Source organism: Arthrobacter cavernae, from assembly GCF_017368795.1.
Classification (GTDB): Bacteria; Actinomycetota; Actinomycetes; order Actinomycetales; family Micrococcaceae; genus Arthrobacter; species Arthrobacter cavernae.
The window spans coordinates 101,445-122,166 of sequence record NZ_JAFNLL010000014.1; the positions used below are offsets into that span (position 1 = coordinate 101,445).

Here is a 20,722-nt window from a genome sequence, read left to right on the forward strand (position 1 = left end):
TCCTTCTTAGGCCTGGCACAGGCCTGCGGCGGCAAGCTGCTGGGGGTTGTTGTTGAGGCGGTCGCGCAGCTTGAAGTGCTGCAGCTTGCCGCTGGGGTTGCGGGGCAGTTCGTCAACGAACTGGATGTCCCGCGGGTATTTGTAGGGGGCGATCGTCTGTTTGACGAAGTCCTGGATGTCCTTGCGCTTGGCGGCGTCGCCTTCGACGCCCTCGCGCAGGACGATGAACGCGCAGACAACGCTGCCGCGTTCCGGGTCCGGGCGGCCGATGACGGCGTTCTCCACGACGTCCGGGTGCTGGTCGATGGCCGATTCCACCTCGGGAGCGCCGATGTTGTAGCCGGAGGAGACGATCATGTTGTCCGAGCGGGCCTGGTACGTGAAGTACCCGTCCTCGTCCATCGTGAAGGTGTCCCCGGTGACGTTCCAGCCGTTGATGACGTAGCTCGCCTGCCGGGCATCGTCGAGGTACCGGCAGCCGGTGGGGCCGATCACGGCCAGCCGGCCGATCTGGTGGGGCCCGAGTTCCACGCCGTCGTCATCGAGGATGGTGGCCCGATACCCTGGCACGGCCCGGCCAGTGGTTCCGGGCCTGATGTCGTCGCCGGCGGCGGAAATGAACACGTGCAGCAGCTCCGTGGCGCCGATGCCGTTGACCAGGCGCAGGCCCGTGGCCTGGTGGACTGCTTCCCAGGTTTCCTTGGGCAGATGTTCACCGGCGGAGACGGCTATCCGCAGATTGCGGAGCAGATCGCCCCGGCCTTCCTTGAGGATGGCGCGGTAGGCGGTGGGTGCGGTGAAGAGGATGGTGGCCCCTGCGGCGGCAGCGTTCTCGGCCAGTTCCACGGGTGCGGCCCGCTCGGTCAGCAGCGAGGACGCGCCGAACCGCAGCGGGAAGACCACCAGCCCGCCGAGCCCGAAGGTGAACGCGAGGGGCGGCGAGCCGGCGAACACGTCGTCGGCGGTGGGCTGCAGGATGTGGCGGGCGAACGTGTCCGAGTTGGCGAGGATGTCACGGTGGAAGTGCATGGTCACCTTCGGCACGCCGGTGGTGCCCGACGTCGGGCCGAGAAGCGCGACGTCGTCCGCCGCGGTCTGCACGGTGGCGAACTCGCCGCTCTTGGCGGCACAGCGGGCGATGAGATCGCCGGCGTCGTCGGATCCGTAGGAGAGGACGGCGACGTCGTCGCCTGCTCCCGCGTTCAGCTCGTCCATGAAGCGGTGGTCGGAGATCGCGACCGCCGGCCGGGTGAGCTCGATCAGGGTGGCGACTTCGCTGGAGCGCAGCATCGGCATGGTGGTCACGACCACGGCGCCGGCCTTGAGCACGCCGAGCCAGGCCGCGACGATCCACGGATTGTTCGGCCCCCGCAGCATCACACGGTTGCCGGGGACCACGCCGTAGTCCTCGGTAAGCACCTGGGCCACCTGGTTGGAGCGCTGCAGCAGTTCCCCGTACGTCCAGACCGTGCCGTCGGGCGTCCGCAACGCGGGCCGGTCCGCGCCGTGCTCCGCGACGGCGTCGTCGATGAGGACCGCTGCGGCGTTGAGCCGTTCGGGGTACTGGAGCTCCGGAAGTGTGAATTCGAGCGCCGGCCAGGTGTTGGCCGGTGGCAGGTGGTCACGGGTGAAGGTGTCCACGTGGGCCGATGTCGTCATTGTCATGGCCTTTCCTTTCAGTGGTGCGTCGTTGAAGCTGCTTGGGTTGGGGGCGGCCGGTCAGGCGCGGATCATGCCTTCTTGGGCGACTGTTGCCAGGAGCCTTCCCTGCCGGTCGAAGAAGCGGCCCATGGCCAGTCCTCTGTTGCTTTGGCCTGACACGGCTTCCTGCGCGTAGAGGACCCAGTCGTCGGCGCGGCCGTCGCGGTGGAACCACATGGAGTGGTCGAGGCTGGCGGTAGCGAGCCCGGGGCTGGACCAGTTCAGTCCATTCACCCTCAGGAGCGGTTCAAGAATGGTGTAGTCGCAGGCGTACGCCAAGGCAGTGCGGTGGAGGTCGGCGTCGTCGGGCAGGCTGTCGAAAGCCTTGACCCAGATGGCCTGCTGCGACACAGACCCGCCTTCCAACTCGACGTATACCGGTCCAGGAATATGCCGCATGTCGAAACTACGGCCCGTGGACCAATAGTCTGCGGCCGGTCCGGCGGTTCCGTCCAGCACTTCGGCGGCGCTTCGCAGCGAATCGGGCTCGACGGCGGCAGGAGCCTCGGGCTGGAAGTCCGGGCCGTCTTCGGGAACCTGGAAGGAACCCATCGCGGCATAGACTGCCTTGCCGTTCTGGAAGCCGCGGACGGTACGGGTGGAGTACCCGCGGCCATCCCGTAAACGCTCCACTTCGTAGCGAACGCTGGAACCGACGTCGACCGGCCGCATGAAGTAGCTGTGCATCGAGTGCAGTGAACGGTCCGCGTCCACCGATCGCATCATGGCCGCGGCTGCCTGCGCCACCATGTCTCCGCCGTAGGCCTTGGGCCACGGCACGTACTGGGTGGTTGCCTCATACGCTTCATCGTGAACCTGGGCCGGGACGGCCGTCAGCTCGATGGCCTTCAGGAACGTTTCGGACGTCAGGACGCCGATGGCAGGGGATCCGGTGCTCATGTCCGCTACGCCCGGCGGTAGTCGGCGAGGGTCTCGTCCGCCACGTCTTCAAGGTTCACCACGAGGTTCTCCGGCGTGCGGGCGGTCAGCCACACGAGCTCCTCCGTGACGGACATGTTGGCCTCGACGTGAGGCATGAACGGCGGGACGAAGACCCAGTCGCCGGCCTTCATGTCGATGAATTCCGCGTAGTTCTCGCCGAAGTAGATGCGTCCGTGGCCGCGGAGCACGTAGCCGCCGGTTTCCGCCTCGCCGTGGTGGTGCGGCAGCGATCGGTAGCCGGGGGTGTTGGAGACCTGGCCGAACCAGATCTTCGTTGCCGGGGTGTGCTGGATGCTGATTCCCGAGACACGGATGCAGTCGCCGGACTGGGCGGTGTTGGTGTCTTCGGCACCAGCCCGGGTTACGACAGGCACAACCTTGCCGTCAGCCTGGGCGTAGATGGAGTTGTCACCTTCGAGGCGGTATTCGGTAGCGGTCTGGCTCATTGTTCTCTCCCTTGGAGTGGTTGGGTCTAAGCGTTGGCGGGGACGGGGGCGTGGATCCGGAACTGGTTCTCAAGCCGGCCGATTCCATCGATCTCGGTGGCGAGGACGTCGCCGTCGTTCAGGAAGCGCGGGGGAGTCATACCCATCCCGACGCCGCCGGGCGTGCCGGTGAGGACCAGGTCCCCCGGGCGCAGGATGGTGAACTGCGAGATATAGGACAGGAGCCGTGCGGGGCCGAACACCAGGGTGCCCGTGTTCCCCGACTGCACCAGCTCGCCGTTGACGTAGCCGCGAACCTCGAAGTCGCCGTCGACGTTGTCCGCGGTCACCATGACCGGTCCCACGGGGGTTGTCGCGTCGAAGGCCTTGCCTTGGAACCACTGCAGGGTGCGGCTCTGCCAATCGCGCATGGAGACGTCGTTGGCGACGGTGTATCCGGCGATTGCCTGCTGCGCCTCGTCTTCGTCAGCCCGGAACAGCTCCGAGCCGACGACGACGGCCAGCTCGGCTTCCCAATCGACCCGCGCGCTGCCGTGGACTTCGATCGTGTCGGCCGGGCCGGTCAGGGTGTCCGCGTACTTGGCGAAGAGCGTGGGGTGTTCGGGCAGCTCGCGGCCCATCTCTTGGATGTGGTCGCCGTAGTTCAGCCCGCAGCAGATGACCTTGCCGGCCCGCGGCAGCAATGGTGCCAACTCGGCAGCGGAGACGGAAACGATGCGGGAGTCCGGTGCGGCCGCGGCCGCGGCCGTTGCCTGGACGATTGCGCGCCAGTCCGGATCGGCGAGCAGCGCTCCGACGTCGGTGGCCGGCAGCGGCAAGTAAGTGTCGGCGCCCATGGCGAGCGCCGCCGTCGTGCCGTTCTCGCCCGTCCGCAAGGTGGCCAGTTTCATGCGTTGTGTCCCTTCGAATTGGATATGTCGACTTTTTTACGATCGTCACATATCCTCAACGTAGCACGACAGAAAAGATCTGCACAGAGGTTTTTCGAAGTTTTCGCAGTCGCCACCACGAGGAGGAACAGCATGAGCCACAAGACCATCAATCCGGAGTCGCTCCCGAAGCCGTCCGGCTTTGCACACGGCATGCTTGCCGGAAACACTGTGTTCCTGGGAGGGCAGACGGCCCTGGACAAGAACATGAACATCGTCCCCGGCGGCATTGTTGAACAGTTCACGCAGGCGTTTTCAAACGTCCTGACCACGCTGCGGGAGGCCGGCGGGCAGCCCGAGGACCTGGTCAGCGTGACCATCTACCTCACGGACGTGGACGACTACATGGCGAACGGACGCGAAATCGGCCGGATCTGGCGTGAGATGGCTGGTTCGGAGTACCCGGCAATGGCCGGCATCGGCGTCAGCCGGTTGTGGCAGAAGGAAGCCCTGATCGAGATCCAGGGCATCGCGGTGATTCCGGAGGGCTAAAGCGCCACTGAAGGTGAAGAGGCTGGACTCCAAAAGGGCCGGCCGCTTGTTGCGGCCGGCCCTTTTCGCCCTACTGGGTCGCTTCGGTGCTACGGTGCTACGGTGCTACGGTGCTACGGTGCTACGGTGCTACGAGGTCAACGTGGCCGTGGATGAGTTCGCGGGCATGGGCCGCCGCGAGGGGCGCGGCTAGCCGGTGCACCGCCTGGAAGGTCTTCCGGACCGCCGGGCCCTTCCAGTCTTCAGGCAGGTATTCCAGCGGCAGGTTCGGGTCCCGGTACGGGAAGCGGCGCCACACCGTCAGCATGGGGACGTAGTAGCGGAACGCGTCGCGGCGCAGCTCGGCCGTCGATTCGGCCAGGGCGGCCTCGGGATCGTCGCCGACCAGCCCGGACCACAGCTCCCCGGCGCCCTCATAGAGGTCCAGGAACTCCGCGAACTGCTCGTCGATGGCTTTCAGGTCCCACCACTCGGCGATCTTCGGCCGCATGGGCCCGTCAAACAGGTAGTCGCCCCGGAAGAAGTCCACGAACTGGGTGAGGCCGCGCGTGGTGAGCCGCTCGCGGGTCTGCTCCAGGATCTGGGCCGGAGCTATCCAGACGCCCGAGGCCACAGAACCGAAGCCCAGCCCGGACAGTTCGGAGCGCAGCTGGTGCCGCCGGTTCCGCATGGATTCCGGTACCGAGAAGACGGCCAGAACCCAGGCGTCCAGCGGGGTGGCCCGCTCCGGCGCGAAGATCCTGCGGTCACCCTCCCGGAAGACGTCAAGGACTGTGTCGGAGAGTTCGTACTTGGCAACGCCGTCCTGGCGGATGCTCTTGAGGACACCTTTGGCCTTCAGCCGGGAGACGGAGGACCTGACTCCGGGGGCGTCGTAACCGAGGGAACCCAGCATGGATATCAGCACGGATACCGGAAGCGCGTCGCCCGAGCTGCGGCCGTAGAGCCCGTAGATCGTGACAATGAGCTGCTGGTGGCGCACCGGTGGTGCGGGGGCGGCCAACATGGGTGGATCCTCGTTTCTGCGCCAAGGGTGAAGGCAACAATCGTTTTCATCATAGGGGCGGGAGCCGCCTGGCTCTGCGATGAGCCCGACGGCGGCGCCCGCTCCCGGCGCTTCGGCGAAGGTCCTCAACCCTTAGCGTGTGGTCTGCCCGGCCATCCATGCCGCTGCCGCCGGCCAATGGGACGCCGACGGATCGATCGCCGTGACATGGTCCAGGCCCGGAACTTCCCGGTATTCGACCACATCACCGGCGGCGCGGGCCATCCCCACGAAGCCCCGGCTGTGGTCCACGGGAACGCGCGAATCGACGTCGCCGTGGACGACCAGGACCGGACGGCCCAAGGGCAGCTGCCGGACCGGAGACGCTGCGGCATATTCGGATGGCAACTCGGCGGCGCGGGCGCCCATGAAGGCCACGGCGGCGTCCTCGCCGAGCCGTTCGTCGTCGGTCCTGGAAACATCAGTCACCGGGGCCAGCGCGACGACGGCGTCCGCTGCCGCAGAGTTCAAGAGGGCCAGCTGGCCGCCCACCGAATGCCCCACGGAGATGAACGGAACCACGCCGTTCCATTCCCGCCAGTGTTCCCGGACTAGGGTCATCGCCTCCTCCACGTCCCGGCCGGTGGTCGGCCAGCCTCCACCGTTGCCCATCCTGCGGTACTCGACGTTGGCCACGGCCATCCCGCGGCCAAGCGCATCGGCCACCAGGAGGTCCATCAGCGAGAGGTCGAAACGGTCGCGCCAATAGCCACCATGGATCAGGACCGCGACGGCGACGGGACGTTCCGCCTCCGTGGGCAGGTAAAAGTCCACGAACTGCGGTTCCGCGGCTCCGTAGGCAATCCGCTGGCCGGTCGTTCGTGACGGTTCCGGGGGTGCCGATGTCATGCTTACCTCCTCAGGAGCGATTGCCGGGCGAGGGCCGGCGGCTATGCGCCCGGAACCGAACCCTGCGGCAGGAAGTCCACACCGTGCAGTGCGGAGCGCCGGACAACCTCGTCCGGGTCCGACAGATTGTGCAGCTGGTCGAACAGCTGGGCGAGCTGGCCGGACGGGCTGACCCAGAAGAGCGCCTTGGCTGCGGCGTCGGCCTTGTTGAAGTAGGCATGCGGCAGCCCCATCGGCATCCGGACGGTGTCGCCCGGGCCCGCGGTCATCCATTCGCCGTCGAGGTAGAGGGTGTAGACGCCCTCGAGGACGTAGATGTGTTCGTCCTGCGTGGGGTGGACGTGGGGCGGAACGCCGGTGCCGGTGGGGTCGAGGGAGAGCCAGGCAAAGCTCGTGGCGCTCTCGACTTTGGAGAGGTACGTGTGGCCGAGGACGTTCCAGACCTTGTTGCCCATCGCTTCGCTGGCGAGGGTGATGCCCTTGTGGAGCGGGCCGAGGATGATTTCCTGATCGAGCTGGGGTTCCATCGTGTCTCCTGACTGAAGTGGGTTGCTGACAGCGCCAGCCTGCCAGATCAGCAACAAAATGTATAGACCCTATTGCGATCGTCAAATTAACTACATACTCTGTGAGGTGTACCACAGGCCATCCGGATGAGCCGGCGCCGGCAGCCCCATGGCCGGCGCCGCGTCCGAGAGCAGATCCATGCGGGCAGTTCCGCAATTCGAGCAGTTCCGCAACTACAGTGAGGTAGTTTGATGAACCACAAAATGAAGAAGGGCTTGTCTGTCCATACCCTGGGCACCGGCGGCGGGCCGATCGTGTCCAGCAGCCGTGCGGGCACCAGCACGGCCATCCGCGTCGACGACGCCACCTACGTGATCGACGCCGGAATGGGCAGCATCAGGAACTACCGCAGGCACGCGTCCTGGGGCGAGCTCCGGGGCATTTTCCTGACCCACCACCATTCGGACCACATTTACGACCTCGGTTCGTACCTGCTCACCGGGTGGCAGGTCCCGGGGGAATCATTCTCCCGCCCGGTGCATGTCTACGGCCCCGGCCAGCCGCCGAGGACACCAGCCCTCGACGCCGAGCATGCCAGACTGGTGGACGCCCGCACGGCAGGCCGCTCCATGTCCGGGACCAAGGACATTGTGGATTCACTGCTGGACACGGTGTTCGCCTCCGACGTCGTCATCCGGATGGCGGACGAAGGCCGCTCGGATCCGGGCGAATGGGTCATCGGCCACGATATTGAGATTCCCGCAGAAGCCCAGTCCGACCCCGTGCTAGCCCGGCATCCGGTGATGGAGCCGTTCGAAATCTACAAGGACGAGCTGGTCCGCGTAACGGCCATTCTGGTGGACCACCGGCTCTGCTTCCCGGCCTTCGGCTTCCGCTTCGACACTCCCTATGGCTCGGTGGTGGTGTCCGGGGACACCGCATACTCGGAAAACTGCATTCGGCTGGCCCAGGGGGCGGACATCCTGCTTCACGAGGTCATCGACCTGGACGCGATTCTGGATACCTTTCCGGACAGCGGGACGCGCGAAGGAATCGCAGTCCACCTGCGCGAATCGCACACGCCCTTTGACGAGGTCGGTAAGGTCGCCCAGGCCGCCGGCGTCGGCCGTCTCGTGCTGCACCACATCGTCCCCAACGTCCCGGGGGCCGCTGACACAGGCAAGATGGAAACTTTTGCCCGGAAGGACTTTTCCGGGCCGGTGACGGTAGCCGAGGACAACGACGTCTTCACGGTGCCGCCCTCTCCTGAAAGCTCCGCCGACGTCGAGGGGTGGGCCGCTGTGCCTGAACGGCTGACGGCGGAGGTCCAGGCATGAGCGCCGAGCGCACGCTCCCACCGCATACCTTGCGGGCGGCCGTCAGCAACCGCCGCATGAACCGCCGGGCATGGTTGGTCACAGGACTCCTTGTGCTCTTCCAGATCATCAACTTCGCCGACAAAGCCGTGCTGGGGCTGGTGGCCGATTCGGCCATGCGGGATCTGAAGCTGACTGCCGGCGAGTTCGGCTTCATCGGCAGCGCCTTCTTCTTCCTCTTCGCGATCGCCGCGGTCCTGGTCGGATTCCTGGCCGGGAAGGTGCCCACCCGCTGGATCCTCCTGGCCATGGGCATCTCGTGGGCCGTGCTCCAGTTCCCCATGCTGTTCGGCGGCGGCGCAGCCATCCTGCTGGTCACCCGCATCCTGCTGGGTGGCGCGGAGGGACCGGCCACCCCCATCACCCTCCAGCACGTCCACGGCTGGTTCTCGGCCAAGGAGCGCGGCCTCCCCAGTTCGATGGTCGCCGTCGGGTCCACCCTGGGTCCCATCATCGCTGCCCCGGTCCTGGCGGCCATCATCGCGCACCCGGACCTCGGGTGGCGCTGGGCCTTCGGCTTCTTGGGCATTGTCGGGCTTGTCTGGTCCGTTTTGTGGTTCCTGATGGGCCGCGAAGGGCCGCACAGCCACACCGCCAAGAAGACCCGCGCCGCAGCCGGGCCGGCCGCAGAAGCCAGCGACGCCGACGCTGCGGACGCCGACGCCCGGCCCGCCAAGGAAGCCGCCAGCATTACCGAGCGCGCCGACATGCTCAAGCTCGTTCCCATCCGGGCCGTCCTCGGCTCGAAGATGTTCATCGTTGCCGTCCTGGCCGGCGCTGGCTGCTTCTGGACGCAGGGATTCCTGACAACGTGGTCGCCCAAGTATCTTGCGGCTGTCGTTTCGCTTCCGCCGGCAACGATCGGCCTGGTCTCGACATTCCCCTGGATCCTGGGCGCACTGGCACTGCTGGTCCTCGGCTATTCCTCGCGGTTCCTGATGCGCCGCGGCGTCACCGTTCGCTGGGCCCTTGGGGCGCTGTTCGGAGCGACCCTGCTGGTTTCCGGCATCTGCTTCCTGGTGCTCCCGAACGTATCGGGCGGGGTTGCGGTGGCGGTCATGACAGTCGGCGCAGGCCTGGCCATGATCTACCCGTTGGCGCCGACGGCTGTGGCGTTCTGTGTCGGTTCGAAGCAGCGCGCGGCCATCATGGCCACGCTGACGGGCCTGGCGTCGATCGGCGGCGTGGTGGCCCCCGCCATGGTGGGCGCGCTGATGGACAAGTCCGGCTACATCCCGGCCCCAAAGGGCGTGCGCGAGAGCGCCGAAATGGCGGCACGGCTGGCGGACGGCATGAACAGCTCGTTCGGTTCGATCGGCCTCTACCTCGTGGTCGTCGGCATCATCTGCGTGCTGTTTCTCAACCCGGACCGCACGGCGAGTTCGCTGCAGAAGAAGTTCGTCTTCAACGGCTGACGGCATTCAACGCCAAGGGGGCCAGCCGGGATGCGTGTCCCGCCTGGCCCCCTTGGCGTTGCGGAGGCAACGCCGCCCGTCAGTGTCCCTTGAATGCCTCAGCGAGCCACCAGGCGCCGCCGTCGGACGCGATGCGGGCGTCGATAACCAAGGGGGTGTCCCGGGGCCCGTTCAGCCACGAAGTCACGCCCTCCAGATCAGCGACGGACCGGACCAGCAGGCCGGTTGCCCCGTAGCCGCGGGCGATGGTGGCGATATCCACCTGCGGGAACTTGACTACCTCCAGGTCGGCCTCGTCGGTGGTGAAGTGGTGCACCTCGGCACCGTAGGCGGAGTCGTTGTAGACGATCGCCACCAAGGGGATGCGTTCGCGGACCGCGGTTTCGAGCTCGGAGATGGACATGAGGAATCCGCCGTCTCCCGCGCCGAGTACGGGGAGCCGGTCGGGGCGGGCAATGGCTGCGCCAATGGCCGAGTAGAGGCCCAAGCCGATCGATTGGAAGGCCTGGGTGAAGCAGAAACCGAACTCGTCCGGGACGGACAGGTACGTGCTCGGATAGCCCATGAAGTTTCCGGAGTCGACGGAGACGATTCGGTCTGCCGGCAGGATCTTGTCGAGCTCGCGGCTGAGTATGCGGGGGTCGATCGCTTCCGGCGTCGAGATGTCGCCTGTATCAACGGTGTTCCAGCGTGCGTTTTCGAAGATGGTGATCGCCATCTCGGGCGTGCGGAGTCCCGTGGCACGGTGGCCGGAGGAGCGCAGGCTGTCCAGCACCGCGGCTGCCGTCTGCGCAGAGTCTCCCAGCACGCCGAGATCAATGGGCCGGTTGGCCCCCAGTCCCGAGTCCTCGACGTCCACCTGGACCACCCGTGCGGAGGGCCCGATCAGCGATCCATGGCGCATGGTCCACATGTTCAGTGCGCACCCGAAGCCGACGATCAGGTCGGCGTCGGCAATCGTGGACGCCGTGAACGGGGAAGAGAACCCGCCGGAGATGCCCAGGTTGTAAGGATCACCCATGAACAGACCATGCGCGACGGCGGAGGTTGCCACGAGCGCGCCGCTCGCCTCCGCGAGGGCGGAGATTTCAGGGCCGGCGTTGCGGCCTCCACGGCCTGCTATGAACACCGGTCGTTCGGCAGAGCGGATAAGGGCGGCCAGGGCGTGGACGGCTTCGTCATTCGGTTTCACCGCTTGGGGCGCAGCCACGGACACGATGGCGGCGCCTTGGCTGGGGGACACTGGTGCTGCCTGAATATCGGTCGGCAGGGAGAGAACCACGGTGCGCCGTTCGTTGACGGCCGTGCGGAACGCGCGCAGGGTGTCCGCCACGGCACTCTCGGGAGTGTGGATGCGTTCGGCGATGGCACCAACGCTGCGGGCGAGTGCATCCTGGTCAATGTTGAAGTTGGAGCGGACGGCCGAGGCCGCGGTGTCGGCGGTGAGCACAATCATCGGCGTGCGGCTTTTTGCGGCTTCGCCGATGCCTGTAATCGCATTGCTCAGCCCGCAGCCCTGGTGGGTGGAGACGACGCCCACTTTGCCGGACATTCGTCCGTAGGCGTCCGCCATCGTGGCAGCCCCGCCTTCGTGGCGGGCCGCGGTGAACGGTACGCCGTGCCGGCGGAGCGCATTGGTGACCACGAAGTTGCCGCTGCCCACCACTCCGAAAACGTGGCCGACGCCAAGCTGGGCAAGCGTCTGCCCAACGAGCTCGGCAACGTTGGCCGGGGCCGGGGGTTCATCGTGGTGTTCAGCCGTTTTCACTGCAGACTCTTTGGTGGTGGCGGGCATGGGGTCTCCTTCGGCGAGTCGGACGCGGTGTTTAGTAGGTATCGTCAGGGGTATGGCTGAGGGCCTCGCGGATATGTGCCGGCCACGGTTGGGCGGCGGCGGCGCCGGCAGGTACGTGTGCGGTGGTCACGGTTCCGTAGGCGGCGGTCCCGCCCTCGAAGGTGCCGTGGGTGTGGCCATGGACCTCGAACGCCAAGGTCATGGACGTTCGGCCAAGCGTGCGGATCTCCACCGTGGCGGTCACGCTCTGTCCGAACCACAGCTTGGCCTTGTAGTTGATCACCTGCTGGACGCGGGGCGCACTCGGAAAGTAGTCGGGCAGCTTGAGACTGCGGAAGAGCTCCGCCTCGGCCGCTTCGACCCAGCGCAGGATGGCGGAGTTGTGCTGGTGGCCGGAGGCGTCGGTATCCACCCATTCGACGGTGCGTTCAATGCTGGCCTGCGGGTACCGCGGTGCTGCGACGTCGTTCATGGGCCCCTTTCACGACGTGAAAGGTGGCCACGTCCCCATCCAATATATACAAAGTATGACGATCGTCAATAGCGAGCCATAAGCAAGTCAGTGGTGGTCTGTCAGTCGCTGAACAGCCCCGCCAGGTCCTCCGCCGTCAAGGCACCGCCGCTCAGGGCGTCGCCCTCCATCACATCGGCGAACAGCTGTGACTTCTTGGCCTTGAGCGCCATGACCTTTTCCTCGATGGTGTCCTTGGCCACCAGCCGGTAGACCATGACGTTCCGCGCCTGCCCGATCCTGTGCGTGCGGTCCACGGCCTGCGCCTCGGACGCCGGGTTCCACCAGGGGTCCAGCAGGAACACGTAGTCGGCCTCGGTCAGGTTCAGGCCGAAGCCGCCGGCCTTCAGCGAAATCAGGAACACCGGTGCTTTGCCGTTCTTGAACTCGCTCACGACGTCGGCGCGGTTGCGGGTGCTGCCGTCGAGGTAGCAGTACTCCACTCCCTCGGCGTCCAGCCGGTCCCGCACCTTGCCCAGGAACCCGGTGAACTGGCTGAAGATCAGGGCCCGGTGCCCCTCGGCCACCAGGTCCTCGAGCTGCTCGAACAGCACATCCAGCTTGGAGGACCGCACGGCGGAGAGCGATTCGTCCACCAGCGAGGCGTCCAGGCTCAGCTGCCGCAGCAGGGTGAGGGACTGGAAGATGGTGAAGCGGTTCTTGTTGACGTCGTCGATCAGCCCCAGGATCTTCTGCCGTTCGCGCTGCAGGTGCGTCTGGTAGACCTTCTGGTGCCGAGGGTTGAGCACCACCTCGAGGATCTGCTCCTGTTTGGGCGGCAGGTCCTTGATGACCTGCTCTTTGGTGCGGCGCATCATGAGCGGACGGACCCGACGGCGGAGCTTGGCCAGCTGCGCCTTGTCGCCGTTCTTTTCCACCGGCTTCTGGTAGTACTCTGCGAAGCGCCGCGGGCTCGAGAACAGCCCCGGAGCCACGATCGAGGTCAGCGCCCAGAACTCCATGAGGTTGTTCTCCAGCGGCGTGCCAGTGATGGCCAGCTTGAAGGCGGCTGGCAGCTTGCGGGCGCACTGGTAGGCCTTGGACTGGTGGTTCTTCACGAACTGCGCCTCGTCCAGCATGAGCCCGGCCCAGGGGAGTGAGGCGTAGGCGTCGTAGTCGATCCGGAACAGCGCGTAGGAGGTGATCACAACGTCGGCCCGGGACAGGGCCTCGAGCGGATCGGTGCCGCTCTTGGCGAAGGTTTCACCGATGGTCCGGACCGAGAGACCGGGCGCGAAGCGCTGCACCTCGGCCGCCCAGTTGCCCACCACGCTGGTGGGGGCGACTACTAAGAAGGGAGCGCCGCCGCCGGCAGCCCCGGCCGCCGCCGCACCGTCGTCAGCGTGTTCCTTCGCCGCGCACATCAGCGCGATCGCCTGCACGGTCTTGCCTAGGCCCATGTCGTCGGCCAGCACGCCGCCCAGGCTGTGCCGGTACAGGAAGCTGAGCCAGTTGAAGCCCTCGCGCTGGTACGGGCGCAGCTCGGCGTCCAGGCCGGCCGGCAGCGGAAGCCCGGTCACGCCGTCGTCGAGCAGTCCGCCCACGGCCTCGCGCCACGCGGCCGCCTGCTCGTCCACGATCCCCAGCTGCGCGAGCTCGTCCCAGAGCCCGGCCTGGAAGCGGCTGATCTGCAGCGTGCCGTCCTTGCTGTCCGGGTTGTCCTGCAGCGAGCGGGCCTCGTCGATCAGGGCGCGCAGCTCGTGGAGCTCGGGCAGGTCAAGGGAGAAATAGGCGCCGCTGGGCAGCAGCATGCGCGTCTGGCCGGCGGCGAGCGCGGAGAACACTGCGGCGAAGGACACGGGCTCGCCCTCGAGCGTGATGACGATTCCGAGGTCGAACCAGTCGCGGCTGTCCGTGGCCTTCGTGGAGATGGAGACCACCGGGGCCTCGGCGGCCTCGCGGTAGTCGGCGATGTCGCCGGCGGTGTCCACCACGACGTCGGGCAGTTCCTGGAGCGCAGGCAGCACGTCCTCCGTGAAGGCCAGGGTGTCCAGGCCGTCGAGTTCCGCGGAGGCCACCAGCCGCGGCGTTCCCCAGCCGCCGGAGGCCGATTCGGCCAGCGCCGGCACCACGTCCCAGGGCCTGCCGATGGACTCCAGGATGCGGGCTTCCTCGGCGTCGTCGCGGTAGCCGTGGTCGTCCGGGTGGCGCCACAGCGCCTGCGCCGTGACCAGGGTGCCGGACTTGTAGTGCCACTCCCAGTGCAGGCGCACCTTGTGGTCGTGGCCGTAATTGGCCAGCAGGGACAGCGTGGGCACGGCCAGCGTGGGCAGCTCCACGGATTTGTCCGCGGCCTGCACATTGGTGGATTGCCGCAGCTTGGGGTAGAACGCGGTGAGGAAGCGGCTCTCGTCCCGCGCCGGGATCTGCAGCGTGGAGCCGGCCGAGACGAACTCCAGCAGCTCGTCGCTGAGCCCGCCCTCAAGCGGAGCGAGCGTGATGATGTTTTCCAGCGTGGGGATCCCGGGGAGCTGTTCGGGCCCGCGGTGCGTGAAGAAGATCCCGTTCGCTGGCTTGCCGAGGAAGCCCACGGAGGCCGGATCAACCGGCTCCCCGCCGAGGGAGACCGAGGGCGCCAGCCGCAGGCCGCCGTCGGGCGTTCCTGCCGCGTCCGCCAGGGTGCTGTCCGGCGCGTCCGGCGCGCTGTTCCGCGCCAGGCTCAAGCCGACGACGGAGGCTTCCGCGCTGACGTGGACGGGCTCGCTTCCGGCGGTGTGGAGGAGGGGTATGCCGGCCTTGGCGGCCTCGGCGAGGAGCGCCCACAGGTTCTTGCCCGCGAAGTCGTTTAGGCTCAGCCACATGGCCCCGGAGGGCTGCTGGCGGCCGCTGCTGGAACCGTGCGCGGCCAGGAAGGACTGCAGCCATTCGACGTGGGCTTCGTTGAATTCGCGCCGGTAGCTGACGTAGCTGAGGTTGTTCCACGCGACGTCGCCGCGGATCCATTTGCCCTTGGCGCCCATCATCACGGGGCGGGCCTTGAGCTGGCGGATGCTGCGCATGGGGTCCCGGCGGCCTGTGTAGGAGAAGTGCGCGGCGGGTTCCTCGACCTCGAACTGCAGGGCCAGCGGCAGGCCGGTGCCGGGGGAGGAGGTGCCCGGCTGCGCGATCAGCTTGTTGAGGGCCAGTTCCCAGGCCGGGCGCGAGGAGCCGCCCTGGTCCGTGGAGCCGGGGCGGGAGGTCTGAAGTCCGGTGGAGGCGGCCATGAGCTGGGCACGCACCAGGGGGTGGTCCTCGGCCGTGAAGAGCAGCGCCGCCACGTGCTTGCAGTCCTTGCGGACCGGGCAGCTGCAGATGCCCACCGTGCAGGTCCAGCCCGCGGGCTTGCGGACCAGTTTTGCCGACGTCGAATACGGCTGCGGGCCGTTCCCGCGGACCTTGCCGATCATGAGCCCCGTGGCGGCGTCGAAGGAAATCCCGCTCACCCTGCTGCCCATGGAGTACGCCAGACCGGCCGCGAGCGAGCGGTCGTTGATGGCAGGAGTCTGTATGGCCAGTTCCCAGTTGTCATCGGTGTGGGACGGCATTCGCGCGGCTACTTTCGGAAGAAGGTTATCTGCCCAATCTTAGCTAGCCCCAAACGGCCCCCAAACTTCGCCCGGCGTTAACCTCCATATCGATTGCGGGCGCCTTGCCGCGCGTACCTTGAAGGAGTCCGGAGCACCACCAGCTTTCAGCAGTGAGGAATTCCCATGACCAGCAATGAGTACCCCGTCGTTCTGACGAAGGCCGGCCTCGAGGGCCGCAACGAGGACGTCGTGGACGCCAACGTGGATGTTGTGAATGCGATGTACCAGGAACTCCTCATCAGCGAGGAAATGGCCCCCAATGCACTGGGCAGCTACTTCGTCGATTTCTACCTGACCCAGGCGCTCTCCGGCGGCTTCGCCCAGTACGTGTTCACCGTCCCGGAGCGCGAAGAAGTTGACGGCTACGTCCGCGCAGGCCTGGCAGGCATGGGCGCCACCGGCCACCTGGAGCTGTTCAACCGCACCGTGGCCGCGTTCGACGCCCTCAGCGACGACGACGCCGAGGTCTACCTGGACGGCGAACTGGACGGGTCCGAGGCCACCCCGGAGGCCGTCACCGAGCTGGAGGAGCTCGACGGCGAGTTCGAGGCGCTGCTGGAAACCGAAGACATCGTGGAACTGAACGCCGCCTGGATCCGTGCCCAGGAAAACCTGCTGCTCCTGGACGAGGAGGAGCTCACGGCCCACATCGCCGGCCGTGTTGCCCTCATCCCGAACCTCGAGGAACGCCAGGCCGAAGCCGCGGAAGAGGCACTGGAGCACGCCCCGGAGTTCGAGCTCACCGTCCGCGAACTCTGCGCCGTGGCCGGCTACGAGCTGCAGAAGATCACCATGGGCGACCCCAACTACGTCCACGACGGCGAGAAGACCCTGGCCTGGCACTTCGCCACGGACCACGGCGACTTCATCATGGTCGAAGACGACGACGAGGCCTTCATGATCCACCCGGAGACCAAGGAAATCATCGCCACCGTGGAGTTCGAGGAGGCTGAGGAGTTCGAGGACGCCTAACGGCTCCTCCCTGCCTGACGCTCTCTCACCTTTGGGCCGTTTTTCCCCAACGCTCTCTCACTTTTGAAAGGTGAGAGAGCGTTGGGGTTTGGGCGTCAAAGGTGAGAGAGGATCGGCCAAAAGGCCGTCAAAGGTGAGAGAGCGTTTGGGTGGGGCAGGGGTGCCTACTTGATCATCTCGCCCGCGGGGCTGATGACGTACCAAGCTGTGTTGAAGTTCTGGCCCAGGACGTCACCGGCAGCCTTGTCCTTTGCGTAGTAGTAGACAGGCATGCCGTTGATGGTCACCTGCTTCTTGCCGTCCGCCGTCGTGATGGTGCCGATCTTGCCGGTGACGCCGTCAACCTTTGGTGAGTCCGACGTCGTGAACAGGGGCGGCCAGGCCGCGAGGCATGCCCCTACGCAGGCGCTCGTGCCGGAGTCCTTGACGTCCTTGGTGAAGAAGTAAAGGCTCATGCCTTTGCTGTCCACCACGATCTGGCCCAGGGATGACGTGGCGGTCTTCAATTCTGCCCCAGTGGCAGCCGGGGTGGTCGGTGCAGCGGTGGTCGGAGCGGCGGTGGTAGCCGCCGGAGTGGTGGTCGTGGTGCCGGGCGTTCCACCACATGCGGTGAGGGCTGCAGCCAATGCGAGGACAGCAAGGCCGATGCCGAGTTGCTTCTTCATGTCTAGCTCCTATGCTCAGGCCGGCCAGGAGATTGCCGGACGCTAACCCCTAAGACGCCGCCGGGGGAAGAATGGTTCACAGGGCTGAACCTTTTCTGTGATGGGGACGTCGTATCGCAGTGTAGCCGGGAGTGGCCCGGGATGACATAGGAGGCAAGGATGCCGCTGGACGAGGACGTGGTGGCCGCGATCTACCGCGACCACGGGACCGCGCTGCGCCGTTTTGTGCTCAGCTGCACGCCGGATGCGCATCTGGCCGACGACGTCGTGCAGGAAACCATCCTCCGGGTATGGCAGCGCGCCCCGCAGATCACCGGCAGCCTGCGCAGCTACCTGTTCCGCACCGCGCGCAACGTCATCATCGACAACTACCGCAAGGCCCAGCGACGGCCGCCGGAAACCGGCGAGCAGGAACTGCCGGACCTCGGAGCCACGGAACGCGTGGACGAGCTCCTCAACCGGGTCCTGATGGAGGAGGCGCTGCTCCGGCTGAGCACCGAACACCGCGAGGTGGTGGTGGCCCTTCATTACCAGCGCTTCACCGTGAACGAGGCCGCCCTGAGGCTGAACATCCCCAGCGGCACCGTGAAATCCCGGGCCTTCTATGCCGTGAAGGCCCTCCGCACGATTCTTGATGAAATGGGGGTGGAACGATGAGGGAGAACGCACTTCACCAATTGCTCGGTGCCTATCTGCTGGGCGGCCTGGAACCTGCCGAGGCGCGCGCCTTCGAGGACCACCTCGCAAGGTGTGCCGACTGCCGCCACGAGCTTGAGGAGCTGGAAAGCCTTCCCGCAATGCTCGACGCCGTTCCAGCGCCCGACGCCGTCGCCCTCACCGCCGGGCGTCCCGCCGTCGACTCTTCCCCGCTTCTGGTGGAGCCTGTCGCAACGCTCCAGCACAACGTGCTGGACGAGCTTGCCGTGCGGAGGCGGAAATCCCGACGCCGGTGGTCGGCGCTGGTGGGGGCCGTCGCCGCCGCGTGCCTGGCACTGGGCTTCCTCGCCGGACCGCTCCTGAACCAGCCTCCCAAGCCGGACGCGAGCTATTCCGTCCAAGCCGGCAGCGGACTGCAGCTGACGGTGGGCATGGTGAAGAAGGGCTGGGGTACGGAGCTGCAGGTGGATGGCCGGAGCCTGCCGTTGCAGGGCACCATGTCCCTGTGGGTCAAGGGCCGCGACGGGGTGGAGGACCGTGCCTGCGCCTGGACAGCCACGCCGAGCGGCCGCATCAAGGTCACGGGGGCCACGCCGGTGCAGCTGGCCGGGATCGCCGGGGTGGAACTCCGGGACGAATCCCAGCGCACGGTGGCCGCGATCTCCGTGCCGTAACGCCTACCGCAGGATCACCGTCCGGTTGCCGAGCAGCAGGATCCTGCCCTCGCAGTGCCAGCGGACCGCATTGCTCAGCGCCTTGCACTCAGCGTCCCGGCCCACCGCCACGAGGTCCTCGGCCGTGTACGTGTGGTCCACGTCGATGAGCTGCTGGGAGATGATCGGTCCCTCGTCGAGCTCGGCGTTGACGTAGTGGGCAGTGGCGCCCACGGTCTTCACGCCGCGTTCGTAGGCCTGGTGGTAGGGCTTGGCGCCCTTGAAGCTGGGCAGGAAGGAATGGTGGATATTGATGGTCCGCCCCGCCAGCTTGGCCGACAACTCATCGCTGAGGACCTGCATGTAGCGGGCCAGGACCACCAATTCCACGTCGAATTCATCAACGAGCTCCAGGAGGCGCGCTTCCTGCGCCGGCTTGGTCTCCTTGGTGACCGGGAGGTGGAAGAAGGGGATGCCGTGCCACTTGACCAGCTCTTCGTGGTCCGTGTGGTTGGAGACCACGGCCACGATTTCCACCGGGAGATCACCAGTGCGTGCCCGGAACAGCAGGTCGTTGAGGCAGTGCCCGAACTTGGACACCATCACCAGGACCCGGCGCTTACGGCCGTGCGGTTCCAGCTGCCAGTTCATGGCCCACTCGGCGGCCAGCGGCTCGAAGTCCCGGCGCAGTTCCCCGGTGCTGAAGGCCTCCGTCGCGGAGGAGAAGTGGACACGCAGGAAGAAGTGCCCTTCCCCGCGGTCCCCGTACTGCTTGATGTCGATGATGTTGCAGCCGTGCTCCAGCAGGAAGCCGGAGACCGCGTGCACGATCCCGGGGGATTCGGCGCAGTCCACGGTGAGGACGTGCTCGACGGCGGCCGTTTCAGCCGGGCGGCCGGCTTCTGTTTCGGTGGTCATGTGCTGCTCCTTTATGCCGACACCGGTGCGGTGCCGAGTGCGTCCGGTGCGGCGGCGTGGCTTGCCGCGGCCGTGTCCAGGCTGTTAAAGGTGTAGAGGTGGATGCCCGCGATCCTGTCCCGGGTTTCCGCGAGTTCGGCCACGAGGGCCGCCGGCGAATACCGGTCCCCGCTCAGGAGCCGGCGGGCGAGCGGGCCCTTGCGGCTGAGGAACTTCAGGGAGGTGCCGACGCCGATCTGGGTGGCCAGCGAGACGAGCTTGGTCCTGGGAACGGCGCCGGCCACCCCGGCCCACACGGGCAGTTCCACGCCTTCGCGGCGCAGCAGGGCCGCGTAGTCGACGATCTTCGGGGCGGAGAAGCACATCTGCGTGACCACGTGGCTGGCCAGGTGCTGCTTGGCCAGCAGGTCCTCCAGGAGGTCCAGCCCGGCCACTGCCGGGTGGCCTTCGGGGTAGCCGGCGACGCCGATGGCGATGCTGCCGCCGGAGTACTGGGTGATGTCTTCCATCAGTGCCGCCGCCGTGCCGTACGGTCCGGCGGGCCGGGGGGTATCCCCGCCGATGGCGAAGACTTCCCTGATGCCGGCGCCGCTGCACTCGCGCAGGATCCCGGCCAGCTGCGGGCGGTCCTCCAGGGCGCGGGCCGCGAGGTGCGGGACCGCCCTGTAGCCGAGCCGCGAGAGCTCGACGGCGGCACGCATGGTGCGCCCGATGCCGTGGTGGGGCAGGCAGGTGACGGTGAGCGTGGTGCCCAGCGGCACGGCAGCCCGGATTTTTTCGACGATGCCCTCGGAAGGGATGATCTCAAGTCGTGTGGGGAACATCTTTGATCCTCTACGGGTGTCAGGCGCCGGCGTGGGCGGCGAGGATGGTGCGGGCTTCCTGGCGGGTGGTGCCGGAGTCCTGGATGCCCTCGGCGATGTGGGCCAGGTGGGCGGGGATCTGCCGGCCTTTTTTGCGCATGGCGGTGGCCCAGAGCCGGCCGGCGCGGTAGGAGGAGCGGACCAGGGGCCCGGACATGACGCCCAGGAAGCCGAGTTCCTCGGCCTCGGTGGCGAGGTCCACGAATTCCTGGGGCTTGACCCAGCGGTCCACGGGCAGGTGCCGCTCGCTCGGGCGCAGGTACTGGGTGATGGTGACCAGGTCGCAGCCCGCGGCGTGCAGGTCCGCGAGGGCCTCGGAGATCTCCTCGCGGGTTTCGCCCATGCCCAGGATGAGGTTGGACTTGGTGACCATGCCCAAGTCCCGGCCCTGGGTGATGACGTCCAGGGAGCGCTCGTAGC

At 66.9% G+C, this 20,722-nt stretch carries 20 protein-coding genes; 6 read left to right on the plus strand and 14 right to left on the minus strand.

The features are described 5' to 3' along the window. Nucleotides 1–6: 6 nt before the first annotated feature. From J1902_RS08065 to J1902_RS08080, 4 genes are read right to left on the minus strand one after another with little or no spacing between them, the layout of a single operon-like run. Nucleotides 7–1,665, minus strand: coding sequence for an AMP-binding protein (locus J1902_RS08065; RefSeq protein WP_207615725.1), 1,659 nt, complete (start codon nucleotides 1,663–1,665; stop codon nucleotides 7–9). A 54-nt stretch (nucleotides 1,666–1,719) separates the two neighbouring features. Beyond that, nucleotides 1,720–2,601, minus strand: a complete 882-nt coding sequence (locus J1902_RS08070) for an acyl-CoA thioesterase (protein ID WP_207615726.1) — start codon at nucleotides 2,599–2,601, stop codon at nucleotides 1,720–1,722. A gap of 5 nt (nucleotides 2,602–2,606) precedes the next feature. Continuing rightward, nucleotides 2,607–3,089 (minus strand): cupin domain-containing protein, encoded by a 483-nt coding sequence (locus J1902_RS08075; RefSeq protein WP_207615727.1) that lies wholly within the window; start codon nucleotides 3,087–3,089, stop codon nucleotides 2,607–2,609. 26 nt (nucleotides 3,090–3,115) lie between these two features. Next, a complete protein-coding gene (locus J1902_RS08080; protein ID WP_207615728.1) occupies nucleotides 3,116–3,979 on the minus strand; it encodes a fumarylacetoacetate hydrolase family protein in 864 nt (287 codons plus the stop codon). 132 nt (nucleotides 3,980–4,111) lie between these two features. Between J1902_RS08080 and J1902_RS08085 the strand changes: the two genes are divergently transcribed. Further along, the gene (locus tag J1902_RS08085; protein WP_207615729.1) at nucleotides 4,112–4,510 is read left to right on the plus strand and encodes a RidA family protein; all 399 of its coding nucleotides are present in this window, start codon (nucleotides 4,112–4,114) and stop codon (nucleotides 4,508–4,510) included. Nucleotides 4,511–4,631: 121 nt separating this feature from the next. Here the strand turns inward: J1902_RS08085 and J1902_RS08090 are convergent, their stop codons facing one another. From J1902_RS08090 to J1902_RS08100, 3 genes are all read right to left on the minus strand, one after another. Further along, nucleotides 4,632–5,516, minus strand: a complete 885-nt coding sequence (locus J1902_RS08090) for a PaaX family transcriptional regulator (RefSeq protein WP_207615730.1) — start codon at nucleotides 5,514–5,516, stop codon at nucleotides 4,632–4,634. Between the two features lie 132 nt (nucleotides 5,517–5,648). Continuing rightward, nucleotides 5,649–6,404, minus strand: coding sequence for an alpha/beta hydrolase (locus tag J1902_RS08095; protein WP_207615731.1), 756 nt, complete (start codon nucleotides 6,402–6,404; stop codon nucleotides 5,649–5,651). Between the two features lie 41 nt (nucleotides 6,405–6,445). After that, nucleotides 6,446–6,931 (minus strand): cupin domain-containing protein, encoded by a 486-nt coding sequence (locus J1902_RS08100; RefSeq protein WP_207615732.1) that lies wholly within the window; start codon nucleotides 6,929–6,931, stop codon nucleotides 6,446–6,448. 231 nt (nucleotides 6,932–7,162) lie between these two features. Here J1902_RS08100 and J1902_RS08105 point away from each other — a divergent pair, with 231 nt between their 5' ends. Further along, the gene (locus J1902_RS08105; RefSeq protein WP_242701754.1) at nucleotides 7,163–8,248 is read left to right on the plus strand and encodes an MBL fold metallo-hydrolase; all 1,086 of its coding nucleotides are present in this window, start codon (nucleotides 7,163–7,165) and stop codon (nucleotides 8,246–8,248) included. Then, entirely contained in the window at nucleotides 8,245–9,702 is a 1,458-nt protein-coding gene (locus J1902_RS08110; protein WP_207615733.1) for an MFS transporter, read from the plus strand. The genes J1902_RS08105 and J1902_RS08110 overlap by 4 nt, the downstream gene beginning before the upstream one ends. A 79-nt stretch (nucleotides 9,703–9,781) precedes the next feature. Here the strand turns inward: J1902_RS08110 and J1902_RS08115 are convergent, their stop codons facing one another. The 3 genes from J1902_RS08115 to J1902_RS08125 all read right to left on the minus strand — a co-directional run bounded on the left by J1902_RS08115 (nucleotide 9,782) and on the right by J1902_RS08125 (nucleotide 15,532). Beyond that, nucleotides 9,782–11,497: a thiamine pyrophosphate-binding protein gene (locus tag J1902_RS08115; RefSeq protein ID WP_207615734.1), complete on the minus strand. Its 1,716-nt coding sequence runs from the start codon at nucleotides 11,495–11,497 to the stop codon at nucleotides 9,782–9,784. A gap of 31 nt (nucleotides 11,498–11,528) precedes the next feature. Beyond that, a complete protein-coding gene (locus tag J1902_RS08120) occupies nucleotides 11,529–11,969 on the minus strand; it encodes an acyl-CoA thioesterase (protein ID WP_207615735.1) in 441 nt (146 codons plus the stop codon). A gap of 101 nt (nucleotides 11,970–12,070) precedes the next feature. Beyond that, a complete protein-coding gene (locus tag J1902_RS08125; protein WP_207615736.1) occupies nucleotides 12,071–15,532 on the minus strand; it encodes a DEAD/DEAH box helicase in 3,462 nt (1,153 codons plus the stop codon). Between the two features lie 165 nt (nucleotides 15,533–15,697). On the opposite strand from J1902_RS08125, the gene J1902_RS08130 reads away from it, so the two are divergent. Next, a complete protein-coding gene (locus J1902_RS08130) occupies nucleotides 15,698–16,546 on the plus strand; it encodes a DMP19 family protein (protein WP_207615737.1) in 849 nt (282 codons plus the stop codon). Nucleotides 16,547–16,710: 164 nt separating this feature from the next. Here J1902_RS08130 and J1902_RS08135 read toward each other — a convergent pair whose 3' ends face one another. Then, nucleotides 16,711–17,211, minus strand: a complete 501-nt coding sequence (locus J1902_RS08135; protein WP_207615738.1) for a COG4315 family predicted lipoprotein — start codon at nucleotides 17,209–17,211, stop codon at nucleotides 16,711–16,713. A 159-nt stretch (nucleotides 17,212–17,370) separates the two neighbouring features. Here J1902_RS08135 and J1902_RS08140 point away from each other — a divergent pair, with 159 nt between their 5' ends. Both J1902_RS08140 and J1902_RS08145 read left to right on the plus strand, forming a co-directional pair. After that, nucleotides 17,371–17,868, plus strand: coding sequence for a sigma-70 family RNA polymerase sigma factor (locus J1902_RS08140; protein ID WP_207615739.1), 498 nt, complete (start codon nucleotides 17,371–17,373; stop codon nucleotides 17,866–17,868). After that, on the plus strand, nucleotides 17,865–18,542 hold the full coding sequence (locus J1902_RS08145; RefSeq protein ID WP_207615740.1) for an anti-sigma factor: 678 nt from the start codon (nucleotides 17,865–17,867) through the stop codon (nucleotides 18,540–18,542). Before J1902_RS08140 ends, J1902_RS08145 begins: the two co-directional genes overlap by 4 nt. A gap of 3 nt (nucleotides 18,543–18,545) precedes the next feature. On the opposite strand, the gene purU is transcribed toward J1902_RS08145, so the two are convergent. The 3 genes from purU to J1902_RS08160 all read right to left on the minus strand — a co-directional run. Further along, complete coding sequence (gene purU, locus J1902_RS08150; protein WP_207615741.1) at nucleotides 18,546–19,439, minus strand: formyltetrahydrofolate deformylase; 894 nt, start codon at nucleotides 19,437–19,439, stop codon at nucleotides 18,546–18,548. A gap of 11 nt (nucleotides 19,440–19,450) precedes the next feature. Then, nucleotides 19,451–20,263 (minus strand): methylenetetrahydrofolate reductase, encoded by an 813-nt coding sequence (locus J1902_RS08155; protein ID WP_207615742.1) that lies wholly within the window; start codon nucleotides 20,261–20,263, stop codon nucleotides 19,451–19,453. A 19-nt stretch (nucleotides 20,264–20,282) separates the two neighbouring features. Further along, nucleotides 20,283–20,722: lipoyl synthase (locus J1902_RS08160; RefSeq protein WP_504739363.1), on the minus strand; the 440-nt coding region annotated here is incomplete at its 5' end.

Excerpts from the sequence above, each read along its gene's own strand:
- J1902_RS08065 (WP_207615725.1), bottom strand. The coding sequence starts at position 1,665 with ATGACAATGACGACATCGGCCCACGTGGACACCTTCACCCGTGACCAC.
- J1902_RS08090 (WP_207615730.1), bottom strand. The coding sequence starts at position 5,516 with ATGTTGGCCGCCCCCGCACCACCGGTGCGCCACCAGCAGCTCATTGTC.
- J1902_RS08075 (WP_207615727.1), bottom strand. The coding sequence starts at position 3,089 with ATGAGCCAGACCGCTACCGAATACCGCCTCGAAGGTGACAACTCCATC.
- J1902_RS08085 (WP_207615729.1), top strand. The coding sequence starts at position 4,112 with ATGAGCCACAAGACCATCAATCCGGAGTCGCTCCCGAAGCCGTCCGGC.
- purU (WP_207615741.1), bottom strand. The coding sequence starts at position 19,439 with ATGACCACCGAAACAGAAGCCGGCCGCCCGGCTGAAACGGCCGCCGTC.
- J1902_RS08140 (WP_207615739.1), top strand. The coding sequence starts at position 17,371 with ATGCCGCTGGACGAGGACGTGGTGGCCGCGATCTACCGCGACCACGGG.
- J1902_RS08130 (WP_207615737.1), top strand. The coding sequence starts at position 15,698 with ATGACCAGCAATGAGTACCCCGTCGTTCTGACGAAGGCCGGCCTCGAG.
- J1902_RS08135 (WP_207615738.1), bottom strand. The coding sequence starts at position 17,211 with ATGAAGAAGCAACTCGGCATCGGCCTTGCTGTCCTCGCATTGGCTGCA.
- J1902_RS08145 (WP_207615740.1), top strand. The coding sequence starts at position 17,865 with ATGAGGGAGAACGCACTTCACCAATTGCTCGGTGCCTATCTGCTGGGC.
- J1902_RS08155 (WP_207615742.1), bottom strand. The coding sequence starts at position 20,263 with ATGTTCCCCACACGACTTGAGATCATCCCTTCCGAGGGCATCGTCGAA.
- J1902_RS08125 (WP_207615736.1), bottom strand. The coding sequence starts at position 15,532 with ATGCCGTCCCACACCGATGACAACTGGGAACTGGCCATACAGACTCCT.
- J1902_RS08115 (WP_207615734.1), bottom strand. The coding sequence starts at position 11,497 with ATGCCCGCCACCACCAAAGAGTCTGCAGTGAAAACGGCTGAACACCAC.
- J1902_RS08070 (WP_207615726.1), bottom strand. The coding sequence starts at position 2,601 with ATGAGCACCGGATCCCCTGCCATCGGCGTCCTGACGTCCGAAACGTTC.
- J1902_RS08100 (WP_207615732.1), bottom strand. The coding sequence starts at position 6,931 with ATGGAACCCCAGCTCGATCAGGAAATCATCCTCGGCCCGCTCCACAAG.
- J1902_RS08080 (WP_207615728.1), bottom strand. The coding sequence starts at position 3,979 with ATGAAACTGGCCACCTTGCGGACGGGCGAGAACGGCACGACGGCGGCG.
- J1902_RS08120 (WP_207615735.1), bottom strand. The coding sequence starts at position 11,969 with ATGAACGACGTCGCAGCACCGCGGTACCCGCAGGCCAGCATTGAACGC.
- J1902_RS08105 (WP_242701754.1), top strand. The coding sequence starts at position 7,163 with ATGAACCACAAAATGAAGAAGGGCTTGTCTGTCCATACCCTGGGCACC.
- J1902_RS08110 (WP_207615733.1), top strand. The coding sequence starts at position 8,245 with ATGAGCGCCGAGCGCACGCTCCCACCGCATACCTTGCGGGCGGCCGTC.
- J1902_RS08095 (WP_207615731.1), bottom strand. The coding sequence starts at position 6,404 with ATGACATCGGCACCCCCGGAACCGTCACGAACGACCGGCCAGCGGATT.